Origin of the sequence: Granulibacter bethesdensis CGDNIH1, from assembly GCF_000014285.2 — a bacterium.
Classification (GTDB): domain Bacteria; phylum Pseudomonadota; class Alphaproteobacteria; order Acetobacterales; family Acetobacteraceae; genus Granulibacter; species Granulibacter bethesdensis.
The window spans coordinates 2,276,829-2,290,325 of record NC_008343.2 but is presented as its reverse complement, the minus strand read 5'-3'; the positions used below and the strand labels follow the sequence as shown (position 1 = coordinate 2,290,325).

Below are 13,497 nucleotides of genomic sequence, written 5' to 3'. Positions count from 1 at the left end.
ATCCTTGCATGGCCTGTCGAGGAGAGGATCCGCCAGCCGCATGAAACCGGACTTTGGCATGGGTATTTCTGGAGGGGAAGAAAACATGACACAGGAAACGCCTGCATCCCTGATGCAGACAGCCGGGATTATTCCGGTGCTGATGATTGGAAATGTGGCGGATGCGGTTCCGCTGGCCCGTGCTCTGGTGGCGGGTGGGATCAGGATGCTGGAGGTCACCTTGCGAACGAAAGCGGGCCTCGATGCCGCCCGTGTGATCGCGCAGGAAGTGCCGGAGGCGGTGGTAGGTCTCGGCACCGTCACCACCCCTGCCGAGCTGGAAACGGCTCGTAAACTGGGATTGCGCTTTGCGTTCAGCCCCGGTGCGACGCCGGTTCTGCTGGATGCGGCGGCAGAGACCGACCTCCCCTTTGTCCCCGGTATCCGCACCGCGTCGGAGCTGATGGCCTGTATCGAGCGCGGCTTCAGCGCTGCCAAGCTGTTTCCTGCCGAGCCGGGCGGGATGGCGACGCTCAAGGCGCTGGGTGGTCCATTCCCGGAGGCACGTTTCTGCCCCACCGGTGGCATTTCCGAGGACGGGATCGAGGCATGGCTGTCGCTGCCCAATGTGGTGGCCATCGGCGGCTCATGGCTGGCCACGCCGGCCGAGATCGAGGCCGGGGCGTGGGATGCGATCACCGCGAAAGCGTCACGCAGCGCGGCCCGTGTCAGTGCGTTGAGAAACCCGGGCGGGCAGGGAGCATAAAATATGCAAATTGGCACCCCGCATCCGCGTCTGCTGGAGATCACTGAGCGCATTGTCGAACGGAGCCGTGAGACCCGTCGGGCCTATCTGGACCGTCTTGCCGATGCGGCGCGGAAACGGCCTCGCCAAAAAATGGGCTGTGCCAATCTGGCTCATGCTTATGCGGCCTGCACCCATACCGACAAGCAGGTGATGACGCAGGGGCAAGCACCTAATCTCGGTATCGTGACGGCGTATAATGACATGCTGTCGGCGCATCAGCCTTACGAGACCTATCCCGACCTGATCCGTGAGGCTGCACGGATTGCCGGAGCGACAGCTCAGGTGGCGGGAGGCGTGCCGGCCATGTGTGATGGTGTGACGCAGGGGGAGGACGGGATGGAGCTATCCCTGTTTTCTCGCGACGTGATCGCGCTTTCCACGGCGATTGCGCTGTCGCACCAGACCTTCGATGCGGCGGTGTGTCTGGGGGTGTGTGACAAGATCGTGCCGGGCCTGCTGATCGGGGCGTTGTCCTTTGGTCATCTGCCGGTGGTGTTCATTCCGGCAGGTCCGATGACCACGGGGCTTCCCAACAGTGAAAAGGCCCGTGTGCGGCAGCTTTATGCCGAGGGCAAGGTGGGGCGTGATGCGCTGCTGGTCTCGGAGAGTGAATCGTATCACGGTCCCGGCACCTGCACTTTTTATGGCACGGCCAATACCAACCAGATGCTGATGGAGATCATGGGGCTGCATTTGCCCGGTGCTTCCTTCGTCAATCCCGGCACGAAGCTGCGGGACGGGCTGACGCGGGAGGCGGTCACGCGGGCGCTGGCCCTGACGGCCGATGGCGACAACTGGACACCGCTCGGGCGGATGCTGGATGAGCGTGTGTTCGTCAACGGAATTGTCGGGCTGCATGCAACAGGCGGCTCTACCAATCATACGATTCATCTGCTGGCGATGGCGCGGGCGGCGGGCATTATCCTCACCTGGGATGATTTGTCCGATCTGGCTGAAATCGTGCCGTTATTGTGCCGGGTTTATCCGAACGGACAGGCCGATGTGAACCATTTCCACGCGGCCGGCGGCATGGCGTTCCTGATCTCCACCCTGTTGCGGGGCGGATTGCTGCATGAAGATGTGGAGACGGTCTGGGGTCGGGGCCTGCGGCACTACGTGGCGGAGCCATGGCTGAATCCGGAGACCGGCACAGTCACATGGCAGGATGGCCCGCAGGTCAGCGGCGATCCCGCCGTGCTGCGCGGGGTGGAGGAGCCGTTCGCGCAGACGGGTGGCCTGCGCGTGCTGGAAGGGCCGTTGGGGCGAGCGGTGATCAAGACCTCGGCGGTACATCCGGAGCGTTACGTGATTGAGGCACCCGCCATGGTGTTCCACACGCAGGAAGCCATGCAGCAGGCGTTCAAAAATGGGGCCCTGGATCGTGATGTCATCGTGGTGGTGCGGTTTCAGGGGCCGCGCGCCAATGGTATGCCGGAACTGCATAAGCTGATGCCTGCCTTGGGCGTGTTGCAGGATCGTGGTCATCGCGTGGCGCTGGTGACCGATGGGCGGCTGTCGGGCGCATCCGGCAAAGTGCCCGCCGCGATCCATGTCACCCCTGAAGCGGCGGCGGAGGGACCGATCGCCCTGATCCGCGATGGTGACCGCCTGCGGCTGGATGCCGTGCATGGCCGGTTGGAGGTGCTGGAAGACCCCGTGTCGTTCATGGCGCGGGAGCCGGTGCGGGATGATCTGTCCACCAGCGCATACGGCACTGGAAGAGAATTGTTCGGCAATTTCCGAAGTCTGGTCAGCCGTGCGGATGAGGGTGCCTGTACAATCTTGACCTGAAACCACGGGCCTGACCTGAAACCACGGGATGGCCGGGTTGCGCTGATGGCGCGGTTTCGATGCAAATCCGTGCGGATGACGCGCTTTGCGGCGGATAAAGACGGCTGTTTTATCAACTAGGCCCTTGACATAAGGGCGCTGTCATTGTGTCTAGCGCGTCTGCCCCGCACGGGGTGGCCGGGCTTGTCCGGTCGCCACATGCGGTGCCTGCGTGCGATGCAGGGGTGTAGCTCAATTGGCTAGAGCGCCGGTCTCCAAAACCGGAGGCTGGGGGTTCGAGACCCTCCACCCCTGCCAGCAGCAGCATGGTATTGACCCGTAATTCTGCGGCGTTCCTGAGGAGCAAACCAAGCGTGGCGACCAGTCCGGCGAAATTCCTGCGCGATGTGCGCAGCGAGGTGTCGAAGGTTACCTGGCCCTCCCGTAAGGAGACGCTGGTGACGACCGGTCTGGTGTTCGCAATGGCGACCCTGGCGGCGGCGTTTTTTTTCGTGATCGATCAGCTTGCCGGACTCGGTATCAGTCTGACATTCGCGAGCGGGGGTTGAGAGGTTTCCGATGGCCAAGCGTTGGTACGTGGTCCACGTCTATTCCGGTTTTGAAAAGAAGATCGCCCAGCAGATCCGGGAAACCGCCGTTCAGAACGGCCTGATCGATCATTTTGACGAAATTCTGGTGCCGTCGGAGGAAGTGGTCGAACTTCGCCGTGGCCAGAAGGTCAATGCCGAGCGCAAATTTTTCCCCGGCTATGTGCTGGTGAAGATGGAGCTGACCGACGACACCTGGCATCTGGTGCGCGATACACCGCGCGTCACAGGCTTCCTCGGCAGCAGAACCCGCCCCTCCCCGATTTCGGAGGCCGAGGCGGACCGTATCCTGCGGCAGGCTCAGGAAGGGGTGGAACGCCCCCGTCCCGCCGTGCTGTTCGAGGTCGGCGAGCAGATTCGCGTGGCGGATGGTCCCTTTACCAGCTTCAACGGCGTGGTGGAGGAAGTGGACGAGGAAAAGGGCCGCGTGAAGGTCAGCGTCTCCATCTTCGGTCGCTCGACGCCGGTGGAGCTGGAATACGGGCAGGTCGAAAAGGTCTGATCCACCCGGTGGTCAACAGGGTCTGAAGGGGCGGCTTTCCGGGAGGAAGGCCGCCTTTTCTTTTTGTTTCAGCCTTCTGCGGCGGCCAGTGCTTCCTCTGCGTCCAGCCAGATGGCTTCGGCAGAGTCGATTTCTTTGGCGATCGCGGCCAGACGGGCATTGGCGGCGGTGACTTCCGCCACGCGCGACTCGGCATAGATCGCCGGATCAGCCAGTTTTTCCTCTATTTTCGTGCGCTCAGTGGTCAATTTCGCGATCAGCGCCTCTGCATCTCTGGCCTTTTTGCGCAGTGGTGCATTCGCGGCGCGGGCCTCGGCCCGTTCACGCCGCTCATCCTTGCGGGAGGAAGCCTCCGCCTTCACCACCGGACGGGCGCGCTCGGCCAGATAGGTGCGGTAATCATCCATCGATCCGTCGAACTGTCTGACGGTTCCGTCTGCCACCAGCCAGAGCCGGTCGGCGATCAACTCTACCAGATCGGGATCATGGGTGATCAGCAGCACTGCGCCCTGAAAATCCGCCAATGCCCTGGTCAGGGCGTCACGGGCATCGATATCCAGATGGTTGGTGGGTTCGTCCAGAATCAGCATTTGCGGCGCGTCGCGGGTGGCCAGAGCCAGCAGCAGGCGCGCCTTCTCGCCGCCTGACAGTTTGCCGACCTGTGTTTCGGCGCGATCCGCATCCAGACCGAATCGGGCCAGATGCGCCCGCAGTTGAGGCGGCAGGGCGCGGGGCAGGGCGCGCGCCATGTGATCGACCGGCGTGTCGGACAGGACCAGTTCTTCCGCCTGATGCTGGGCGAAATAACCGACGCGGAGTTTGGCGCTGTGTTTGACGTCGCCTTCCAAGGGAGGCAGGCGCATGGCCAGCAGCTTGGCGAGGGTGGATTTGCCATTGCCGTTGGCCCCCAGCAAGGCAATGCGGTCATCCATATCCACGCGCAGATTGATACTGTTTAGAATGCGCTTATCGCCATAGCCGGCACAGACCCGCTCCAGCGTCAGGATGGGAGGGGCAAGCCGGGCAGGCTCCGGAAAATCGAAGCGGATCGGCGTTTCCTCGATCACGCTTTCGATCTGCGGCAGTTTTTCCAGCGCCTTGAGCCGGGATTGAGCCTGCCTTGCCTTGGTGGCCTGTGCGCGGAACCGGTCGACGAAAGCCTGCATATGGGCGCGTTGGGCGGCGATTCTTTCGGCGGCGCGGGCCTGTTGCTCCATCTGCTCCGTGCGGATGCGGACGAACTCGCTATAGCCGCCGGGGGTCAGGGAGAGGCCACCACGATCGAGATGGGCGATGGCATGCACCGCCCGGTCCAGCAGCCCGCGATCATGGGAGACGATCAGCGCCGCGCCGGAGAATTTCAGCAGCCAGTTTTCCAGCCACAGTGTCGCTTCCAGATCCAGATGGTTGGTCGGCTCGTCCAGCAGCAGCAGGTCGGGTTGCAGAAACAGCGCGGAGGCCAGCGCCACGCGCATCCGCCAGCCGCCGGAAAAGGAGGAAACAGGGCGAGACTGTGCCTCCGCATCGAAGCCCAGCCCGGCCAGAATGGCAGCGGCGCGGGCCGGGGCGGACTCCGCGCCGATGGCCAGCAGACGATCATGGATATCGGCCAGACGCTCCGGCGGGGCGGTTTCGGATTCCGCCAGCAATTTCGTACGCTCGGTATCTGATGCCAGCACGGTCTCCACCAGACCGGCAGGACCGTCCGGCGCTTCCTGCGACACCACGCCCATTCTGGCGCGGGAGGACAGGCGGATGCTGCCGCCATCCGGCATCAGATCACCGGCAATAGTCCGCAGCAGGGTGGATTTGCCTGCTCCATTCCGGCCGACCAGCCCGATACGCCTTCCGGCCTCTACGGTCAGGCTGGCATGATCGAACAGGACGCGGCCGCCCATGCGAAGGGTGAGGGAGTCGATGATCAGAAGGCTCATAGGATGCGCTTATCCGGTCAGGCGGGGCTGAGGGCAAGCCATACCCCGTCATAGGGGGGTATGGCTGGCGGAGGAGGGTTGCCAGCGGGGGAGAGTTGCCGGGGCACGGGTTGCAAGGCTTGCGGCTTGCGGCTATGGCCCGCGTCAGGAAAGCCCGGTGGTTTGGCCGGATTTCATCTTCTTGTTCTATCTGACCCAGGGGCAGATCATCATGGCGATCGAGCGTACGTTTTCCATCATTAAGCCCGACGCGACCCGTCGGAACCTGACCGGCCGCATCAATGCGGTGTTTGAGGAGAACGGCCTGCGCATCGTCGCCCAGAAGCGCGTTCAGCTGTCCCAGGCCCAGGCCGAGGCGTTCTATGGCGTGCATCGCGAACGCCCGTTCTTCAACGATCTGGTCAGCTTCATGATCTCCGGCCCGGTTGTGGTGCAGGTGCTGGAAGGCGAGAACGCCGTGGCCCGCAACCGCGAGCTGATGGGTGCCACCGATCCGAAGAAGGCCGATGCCGGCACCATTCGCGCCCAGTTCGCCGAGAGCATCGAAGCCAACTCCGTGCATGGTTCCGACAGTGCCGAGAACGCGGCGATCGAGATCGCCTATTTCTTCGCAGGCAGCGAAATCGTCGCCTGATCACGCTTCGCCGCATGTTCCCGCCCTGTGCTTTGGTGCCGGGCGGGAATGGACGGGGGCACTAAAAAAAGGCCGGTCCGCGCAGAAGGCGGCACCGGCCTTTTTGATGGGATGAATCCCTGACAAACGCTCAGGTGAGGAAGATGCCCATTAGCGCCAGAATGATGGCGACCGCAGCGATCCCGACCTTGGCACCCGTCACGAAATGCGCATAAACGCGCTTGCGGTCGGCCAGCAGGTCGTCGACGCTGGTGATCGGCGCCCGGGCATAAGTGGCTGAAGGCTGCGACATGACGTCCCCCTTGCAAGGCTGGCCTTTGGGAGGGCCAGTTTTGTTTGATCGGCTATGACTGATCGTGTTTCTAGAATTGCTGTTGCCTGACTGCAAGAGCCTGACTGCACGCGTGACGTCAGGCTGACGGCACGGGATTGAGCAGCACGGCATCCGCAGGAGCGGCTTTCCGGTCCTGTTCCAGCCAGTTCCGCAGGGCCATGGGATACAGAACGTGTTCCTGGGCCAGGACCCGGTCTGCCAGAGCGTCCTCGGTATCGTCCGGCAGTACCGGTACGGCGGCCTGGGCAAGGATCGGCCCCTCATCCATGATCTGCGTGACCAGATGCACGGTGCAGCCATGCAGCTTGACCCCCGTTTCCAGTGCGCGGCGATGCGTGTGCAGGCCGGGAAAAGCGGGCAGCAGGCTGGGATGGATGTTCAGCATCTTCCCCTGCCAGCGATCCACCAGACAGGGCGTCAACAGGCGCATATAACCGGCCAGACAGATCAGTTCGATTCCCCGGGCGTGCAGGGCTTCGTCGATGGCCTGTTCATGCGCCTGCCGGTCCTTGCCGAAGGGGCGGTGATCGACGCACAGCGCCTCGATCCCGGCTTTACGGGCGAAGTCCAGCCCGGCGGCAGCAGGATCGTTGGACAGGACCAGCACCACCTGTCCCGGAAAACCGGGCGCGCGGGCAGCAGAGACCAGGGAGCGCATATTGCTGCCCCGGCCGCTGATAAAAATCGCGATCCGCGTCATTCTGGGATGGCGAGCAGATCGGGGGTGGAGGCCGCGCCTTCCTTCGTATCGATACGGCCGAGGCGATAGACGGTTTCGCCCGCTTCGCTCAGCAGTGCGGTGGCAGCATCCGGATCGGATGTGACGACGATCATGCCGATGCCGCAATTGAAAACGCGCAGCATTTCATCTTCCGCGACATTGCCCTGCGTAGCCAGCCAGTTGAACACTGGTGGGCGGGGCCATGCGGCGGTGTCGATCACGGCATGCAGGCCGCCCGGCAGAACCCGATGCACATTGCCCGGCAGACCGCCGCCCGTGATATGGGCGGCTGCTTTCAGCAGGCCCGCGCGATGCAGGGCCAGCACGGAGGAGACGTAGATCCGGGTCGGGGTCAGCAGAGCCTCCGCCAGCGTCCTGCCTTCGGCAAAGGGGCAGGGCGCATCCCAGGCCAGTCCGGAGGCTTCCACAACCCGCCGCACCAGAGAATAACCATTGGAATGGACCCCGCTGCTGGCCAGACCGAGCACGGTATCACCGGCGGCAACACCCGCGGGCAGCAGTGCCTCCCGCTCTGCCGCGCCGACCGAGAAGCCGGCCAGATCGTAATCGCCATCGGCATACATGCCCGGCATTTCCGCGGTTTCGCCACCGACCAGCGCACTGCCCGCCTGACGGCAGCCTTCTGCGATTCCCGCGAGAACGGTCCGGGCCGCCTCCACCGACAATTTGCCGGTTGCGAAATAATCGAGGAAGAACAGCGGCTCCGCCCCCTGCACCACCAGATCGTTCACGCACATGGCCACCAGATCGATGCCGACGGTCTCGTGACGTCCCGCCTCGATGGCGACGCGCAGCTTGGTGCCGACGCCATCCGTCGTGCTGACCAGAACCGGGTCCTTGAATCCGGCGGCTTTCAGGTCGAAGAGTGCTCCGAACCCGCCCAGTCCGCCCATCACGCCGGAACGGCTGGTGGCGCGGGCCAGCGGCTTGATGGCTTCGACCAGGGCATCGCCAGCGTCGATGTCGACGCCTGCATCCCGGTATGTCATGCTGCTCATGGCTTGTCCTCTCGGGCGGCTTCCCGCGCAACGCGGGAAGATCGCGGACTGCGTCGGGACGTTTGGTGCGAGTGGACAGAAACCATAGCCGCGTGGCGTGCGCAACGGTGACATATGGCGCGGAGCCATGCGGTGTGATGAGGGCATTTTTCTTTTGCTGATCGTTTTCCATGCCTGAAGGCAGTTTCCCCCCCGATCAGCATACCCCGGACCATGGCGGAAACATGCTTCCGCCCCCGGATCATGCCCTGTTTACCCTGCCCAACATCATCACCTTCGGGCGGCTCTGTGCCGTGCCGTTCGCGGTATGGCTGGTGCTGCGGCACGATTTCGCAGCGGCATTCTGGCTGTTCGTGGCTGCCGGCCTGTCGGATGCGATTGATGGCTGGCTGGCCCGGCGTCGCGGCCCGACCGTGGTGGGGGCGGCGCTTGATCCGGTGGCGGACAAGGCCTTGCTGGTCGGTATGTATGTGATGCTGTCCATCGTAGGCTTGCTGCCGGACTGGCTGGCCATTCTCGTCGTGTTCCGCGATATCCTGATCCTTGGTGGCATCGTGGTGCTGACCACAATCGGGCAGGACGTCGCGATCAGCCCGCTCTATGTTTCCAAGCTGAATACGACCTTACAGATCATTCTTGTCGCTTTTCTGCTGGCAACAGCGGCCTTCGCCCCACCGGAGGCCAGTCTGGTGGCGGCCACAAATACCATTCTGGTGGTTCTGGTTGCGCTCAGTACGCTGGCAAGCGGGGCGGCTTATGTCTGGATGGCCTGCCATCCGCGTTGACCGCATGTGTCCGGTGTTGAAAGCAGCTATGCTGCCATAAGCAGACACCGAATAAAGGGGTGGTTGGATCATCCCTGCGGCAACAATCCGGGAGTCGGGTGCTGGCAACCATGGAGCATAGGCTGGATGACAGGCGATTCCGGCGAGGTCACGACGACGATGGAGGATCTGACTTCACTCCATAGGGTGGCAGAGGAGACTTCTGTGCCGGTCACTTCCCTGCGTGCTGATCCTTCACCGCCCGCCCGGCACGGCGCCACGCGCATGCAGCGTGTGGCCCTGATCGGCGGTGTGCTGTTTGCTGTATGGCTGACCCTGCATCTGTTTGCTTCGATTCTGCTGCCTTTCGTGATGGCTGGCGGGATCGCCTATTTTCTTGATCCTCTGGCGGGACGATTGGAGCGGCTGGGATTGCCGCGTGGCGTGGCGGCAGGTCTGCTGATCGCGGCCATGATCCTGCTCGGGTTGCTGTTCGCCCTGTTGCTGTATCCGCTGATCGTGGCCCAGCTCGGCATTCTGCTGTCTCGTCTGCCTGCCTATGTCGCGCTGGTGCGCGATACCGCAATCGACTGGCTCGGCAGGGTGCAGGAGAGGCTGGGACCGGGTTTTGTCGATGCGAAGCTTCAGGATGTGGTGTCAGTGCAGGCCGGAAGCCTGCTCACTGTGTTCGGACGGGCGCTGAGCCGGGTAATCGGCGGCGGTTTCGCACTGTTCAACGTATTGACCGTTCTGGTGGTGACGCCGGTCGTGGCGTTTTACCTTCTGCGTGACTGGCCCAAGGCCGTGGCGCGGGTGGATTTATGGCTCCCCCGCCGTTATGCGGGCGTGGTAAGGGCGCAGGCGCGGGAGATCAACCGTATCCTGTCGGCATGGCTGCGCGGGCAGGCTCTGTGCTGCCTGATGCTTGGTGTGTTCTATGCGGTGGGGCTGTCTTTCGTGGGGCTTGATCTGGGCCTGCTGCTGGGGCTTGCCACCGGAATCCTTTCCTTTATCCCCTATGTCGGGACGGTGTTGGGGGGTGCGGGATCCTTTGCGCTTGCCATGGCGCAGTTCCACGACTGGAACCGGGTGGCTCTGGTGGCAGGCGTTTTCCTCGCCGGTCAGATTTTGGAAAATTACGTGATTTACCCCCGTTTTCTGGGTGACAGGGTCGAGCTGCATGCCGTGTGGGTGATTTTCGCCCTGTTCGCGGGTGGAGCGGCGTTCGGCTTTCTGGGTGTCTTGCTCGCGGTTCCCATGGCGGCCGTCATCGGGGTGCTGTCGCGTTTCTGGCTGCGGCGCTATCTGGCCAGTCCGCTCTATCTGGAGCCGCCGGGGGCGTAATGCGCTCGTTGATTCCGACCAGGGCGGTGACGGTGGGGGTTGCACCATGAGTGCGGCCTTGCAGCTTGGCCTTCCCTTTGCTTACGAGCCGGCCTATCGGCCCTCGAATTTTCTGGAAGCCCCCTCCAACCGGGCGGCGCGGGCCTGGCTGGCCCGCACGTCGGAGTGGCCGCAAGGCCGCCTCGGTCTGTTCGGTGACGAGGGCACCGGCAAGACCCATTTACTGAGTATCTGGGCCGATTTACAGGAGGCCGAGCGGCGGCCCGGTCCTTCCCTGCGTGGATTGCCACGGGCACCTTTGGCGCCGGTTGCGGTCGATGATGCGGATGCGACCCCGGATGAAGCGGCCTTGCTGCATCTGATCAATGCCGCCGCCGAGGCGGGCGTGCCGATATTGCTGGCGTCCCGGCTGCCTCCGGCGCGCTGGCGCGTGACCTTGCCTGATCTTGCCTCCCGCTTACGGGCGACATCATCGGTCGGAATTCTACCCCCGGATGACGCGCTGCTCCGTGCGTTGCTGGAGCGTCTGCTGACCGAGCGCCAGTTGAGTGTGCCGCCCAGCCTGCAATCCTGGCTGCTATTGCGGCTGCCGCGCACCGCCTGGGCTGTGCGGGAAGTGGCCGCAAGGCTCGACCGTGCCGCATTGGCGGAGGGGGGCAGGGTGACAAAAATACTGGCGGCGCGCATCCTGAACGGACTGTGTGAATCGGATGGTGATGAGGCTTGCCGTGACAGTTTCGCGTCAGACGCAGACGAAATCTTATCGAATCCCCCGGCGCTCCTCTAAAACGGCGGCCATGGACGCACACCCTGATCTCTCCCCCCGTATTGCCACTCAATCAGAGACGGGGGTGGCACCGATCGTGCCGGACAGCCCCGACCGTTTCATCAACCGGGAGCTGTCATGGCTGGATTTCAACCAGCGTGTGCTGGAGGAAGCCGATAATCCCCTGCATCCCTTGCTGGAGCGCGTGCGCTTCCTGTCCATCAGCGCTTCCAATATTGACGAGTTCTTCTCGGTCCGGGTTGCCGGTCTGATCGGGCAGGCAAAAGCTGGTCTGGCGGAGCTGTCGCCGGATGGACGCTCCCCCTCCCAGCAGTTGGCGGAGATTCGTACCCGGTCCCGGCAATTGTTCAATGACCAGCAGGCTTGCTGGAACACGTTGCGGAATTTGCTGGGGGAGGCCGGGATCGATGTCCTGAAACTGCCTTCCCATGGCAATGCCGCGGCAGCGATGGCGGAAACCCTGTTTGACGAAGCCGATATGCGGTTTCTGGCCAACTGGTTCATGGAGCGGGTTTTCCCTGTTCTGACGCCGCTTGCAGTTGATCCGGCACATCCGTTTCCGTTCATTCCGAATATGGGCCTGGTCATGGTCCTGCATCTGGTGCGGGATGCGGACGGTCAGGGCATGCGTGGCCTGATTCCCCTGCCGACCCAGACAGACCGTTTCATTCGGCTGCCGGCGCGCTCTGCTGCGGCTGATGGCAGGGGGGAGGAAAAACCCGATCCCCGTATCCGCTTCCTGATGCTGGAAGATCTGCTGACCCTGTTCCTCGACCGCCTGTTCCCGGGGTTCCATGTGGATGGGCAGGGCATGTTTCGGCTGATCCGCGATACCGATGTGGAATTTGAGGAAGAAGCCGAGGATCTTGTGCGCTCCTACGAGAGCGCACTGAAGCGCCGTCGCCGGGGCGTGGTCATCGACCTGACCCTGAGCGGGGAGACGCCGCTTCCACTGCGAGAGATGGTGATTGATGAACTCGATGTCTCCCCGGACGAGGCATCGGTGCTCGATGGTATTCTGGCGGTGTCCGATGTCCGGCAGTTGATCGTGGATGATCGGGCCGATCTGTTGTTTCCGCCCTATACGCCGCGTTTTCCGGAGCGTATCCGCGATTTCGGCGGGGATTGTTTCGCTGCGATCCGAGCCAAGGATATCATCGTTCATCACCCGTTTGAGAGTTTCGACGTGGTGGTCCAGTTCCTGCGGCAGGCTGCCAGCGATCCGGCCACCGTCGCGATCAAGCAGACCCTGTACCGCACCAGCCGCGACAGCCCGATCGTCAAGGCGCTGATTGAAGCCGCAGAAGGCGGTAAATCCGTGACCGCGATGGTCGAATTGCGCGCGCGCTTCGATGAGGAGGCGAATATCCGTCTCGCCCGGACCATGGAGGCGGCCGGTGTGCAGGTTGTGTTCGGATTTGCCGAGCTCAAAACCCATGCCAAGCTCAGCCTTGTCGTGCGGCGGGAAGGCAATTCCATGCGCAGCTACGCGCATTTCGGCACCGGGAATTATCATCCGATCACGGCGCGGATTTATACCGATCTCAGCTTTTTCACCAGCGATCCAGCCCTGACACGGGATGCGGCCCGGCTTTTCAACTATATGACCGGCTATGCCCGTCCTGCGAAGATGGAGGCTCTGGCATTCAGCCCGCTGACTACCCGCGACACGCTGATGGAGTTGATTCAGGAAGAGATCAACCATGTGCAGGGCGGACGGCCCGGCACGATCTGGCTGAAAATGAACAGCCTTGTTGATGCCGTGCTGATCGACAAACTTTATGAGGCCAGCAATGCGGGCGTGAAGATCATGGCCGTGATCCGCGGTATCTGTTGCCTGCGGCCCGGTGTGCCGGGATTGTCCGAGAATATCCGCGTCAAGTCTATTGTCGGACGCTTTCTGGAACACAGTCGCATCTGCGTGTTCGGGAACGGCCATGCCTTACCAAGTCGGCATGCGAAAGTGTTCATCAGCAGCGCCGACTGGATGGCCCGCAACATGGACTGGCGCGTGGAAACGCTGGTGCCGATTTATAACCCGACCGTACATGCGCAGGTACTGGATCAGATTATGGTCATCAATCTGAAGGACACGGCCCAGTCATGGGAGCTGAAGCCTTCAGGGGCATGGCACCGGGTGCCTGCCAAAACCGTGGCGGGACGTAAACCTGTGTCAGCACATCATTATTTCATGACCAATCCATCGCTCTCCGGTCGGGGATCAGCGCTTCATGGGCCGATGCTGGGACCGCTGGTCGCCAGCCGCCGTCCGGACAGAGTCAGCGAGGACTGA

13 protein-coding genes and 1 tRNA gene are annotated in these 13,497 nt (G+C 62.8%); 10 read left to right on the top strand and 4 right to left on the bottom strand.

The features are described 5' to 3' along the window. Positions 1-40 precede the first annotated feature (40 nt). From eda to nusG, 5 genes are all read left to right on the top strand, one after another. Positions 41-745 carry a bifunctional 4-hydroxy-2-oxoglutarate aldolase/2-dehydro-3-deoxy-phosphogluconate aldolase gene (gene eda, locus GBCGDNIH1_RS22740; RefSeq protein WP_232449650.1) on the top strand — a complete coding sequence of 235 codons (705 nt, stop codon included), beginning with the start codon at positions 41-43 and terminating at the stop codon, positions 743-745. A 3-nt stretch (positions 746-748) separates the two neighbouring features. Further along, positions 749-2,578, top strand: a complete 1,830-nt coding sequence (edd, locus tag GBCGDNIH1_RS22735; RefSeq protein WP_011632743.1) for a phosphogluconate dehydratase — start codon at positions 749-751, stop codon at positions 2,576-2,578. A 220-nt stretch (positions 2,579-2,798) separates the two neighbouring features. Continuing rightward, positions 2,799-2,875 (top strand) — tRNA-Trp (locus tag GBCGDNIH1_RS22730). 56 nt (positions 2,876-2,931) lie between these two features. Then, complete coding sequence (secE, locus tag GBCGDNIH1_RS22725; protein WP_025287364.1) at positions 2,932-3,126, top strand: preprotein translocase subunit SecE; 195 nt, start codon at positions 2,932-2,934, stop codon at positions 3,124-3,126. Between the two features lie 10 nt (positions 3,127-3,136). Then, on the top strand, positions 3,137-3,667 hold the full coding sequence (gene nusG / locus GBCGDNIH1_RS22720; RefSeq protein WP_011632741.1) for a transcription termination/antitermination protein NusG: 531 nt from the start codon (positions 3,137-3,139) through the stop codon (positions 3,665-3,667). Positions 3,668-3,735: 68 nt separating this feature from the next. Here nusG and GBCGDNIH1_RS22715 read toward each other — a convergent pair whose 3' ends face one another. Next, positions 3,736-5,601 (bottom strand): ABC-F family ATP-binding cassette domain-containing protein, encoded by a 1,866-nt coding sequence (locus GBCGDNIH1_RS22715; protein ID WP_011632740.1) that lies wholly within the window; start codon positions 5,599-5,601, stop codon positions 3,736-3,738. A gap of 211 nt (positions 5,602-5,812) precedes the next feature. Here GBCGDNIH1_RS22715 and ndk point away from each other — a divergent pair, with 211 nt between their 5' ends. Then, on the top strand, positions 5,813-6,235 hold the full coding sequence (gene ndk, locus GBCGDNIH1_RS22710; protein WP_025287362.1) for a nucleoside-diphosphate kinase: 423 nt from the start codon (positions 5,813-5,815) through the stop codon (positions 6,233-6,235). A 130-nt stretch (positions 6,236-6,365) separates the two neighbouring features. Here the strand turns inward: ndk and GBCGDNIH1_RS24900 are convergent, their stop codons facing one another. The 3 genes from GBCGDNIH1_RS24900 to purM all read right to left on the bottom strand — a co-directional run bounded on the left by GBCGDNIH1_RS24900 (position 6,366) and on the right by purM (position 8,309). Further along, a complete protein-coding gene (locus tag GBCGDNIH1_RS24900; RefSeq protein ID WP_125911044.1) occupies positions 6,366-6,527 on the bottom strand; it encodes an aa3-type cytochrome c oxidase subunit IV in 162 nt (53 codons plus the stop codon). Between the two features lie 118 nt (positions 6,528-6,645). Beyond that, the gene (gene purN, locus GBCGDNIH1_RS22705; protein ID WP_011632738.1) at positions 6,646-7,269 is read right to left on the bottom strand and encodes a phosphoribosylglycinamide formyltransferase; all 624 of its coding nucleotides are present in this window, start codon (positions 7,267-7,269) and stop codon (positions 6,646-6,648) included. Further along, positions 7,266-8,309 carry a phosphoribosylformylglycinamidine cyclo-ligase gene (gene purM, locus GBCGDNIH1_RS22700; protein WP_025318511.1) on the bottom strand — a complete coding sequence of 348 codons (1,044 nt, stop codon included), beginning with the start codon at positions 8,307-8,309 and terminating at the stop codon, positions 7,266-7,268. The genes purN and purM overlap by 4 nt, the downstream gene beginning before the upstream one ends. Before the next feature lie 170 nt (positions 8,310-8,479). On the opposite strand from purM, the gene GBCGDNIH1_RS22695 reads away from it, so the two are divergent. The 4 genes from GBCGDNIH1_RS22695 (at position 8,480) to GBCGDNIH1_RS22680 (ending at position 13,497) form a co-directional block, all read left to right on the top strand. Continuing rightward, the gene (locus tag GBCGDNIH1_RS22695; protein ID WP_011632736.1) at positions 8,480-9,094 is read left to right on the top strand and encodes a CDP-alcohol phosphatidyltransferase family protein; all 615 of its coding nucleotides are present in this window, start codon (positions 8,480-8,482) and stop codon (positions 9,092-9,094) included. Positions 9,095-9,220: 126 nt separating this feature from the next. Further along, positions 9,221-10,417: an AI-2E family transporter gene (locus GBCGDNIH1_RS22690; protein ID WP_025318513.1), complete on the top strand. Its 1,197-nt coding sequence runs from the start codon at positions 9,221-9,223 to the stop codon at positions 10,415-10,417. Positions 10,418-10,463: 46 nt separating this feature from the next. Further along, a complete protein-coding gene (locus GBCGDNIH1_RS22685; protein WP_011632734.1) occupies positions 10,464-11,204 on the top strand; it encodes a chromosome replication initiator DnaA in 741 nt (246 codons plus the stop codon). Positions 11,205-11,214: 10 nt separating this feature from the next. After that, positions 11,215-13,497, top strand: a complete 2,283-nt coding sequence (locus GBCGDNIH1_RS22680; RefSeq protein WP_011632733.1) for an RNA degradosome polyphosphate kinase — start codon at positions 11,215-11,217, stop codon at positions 13,495-13,497.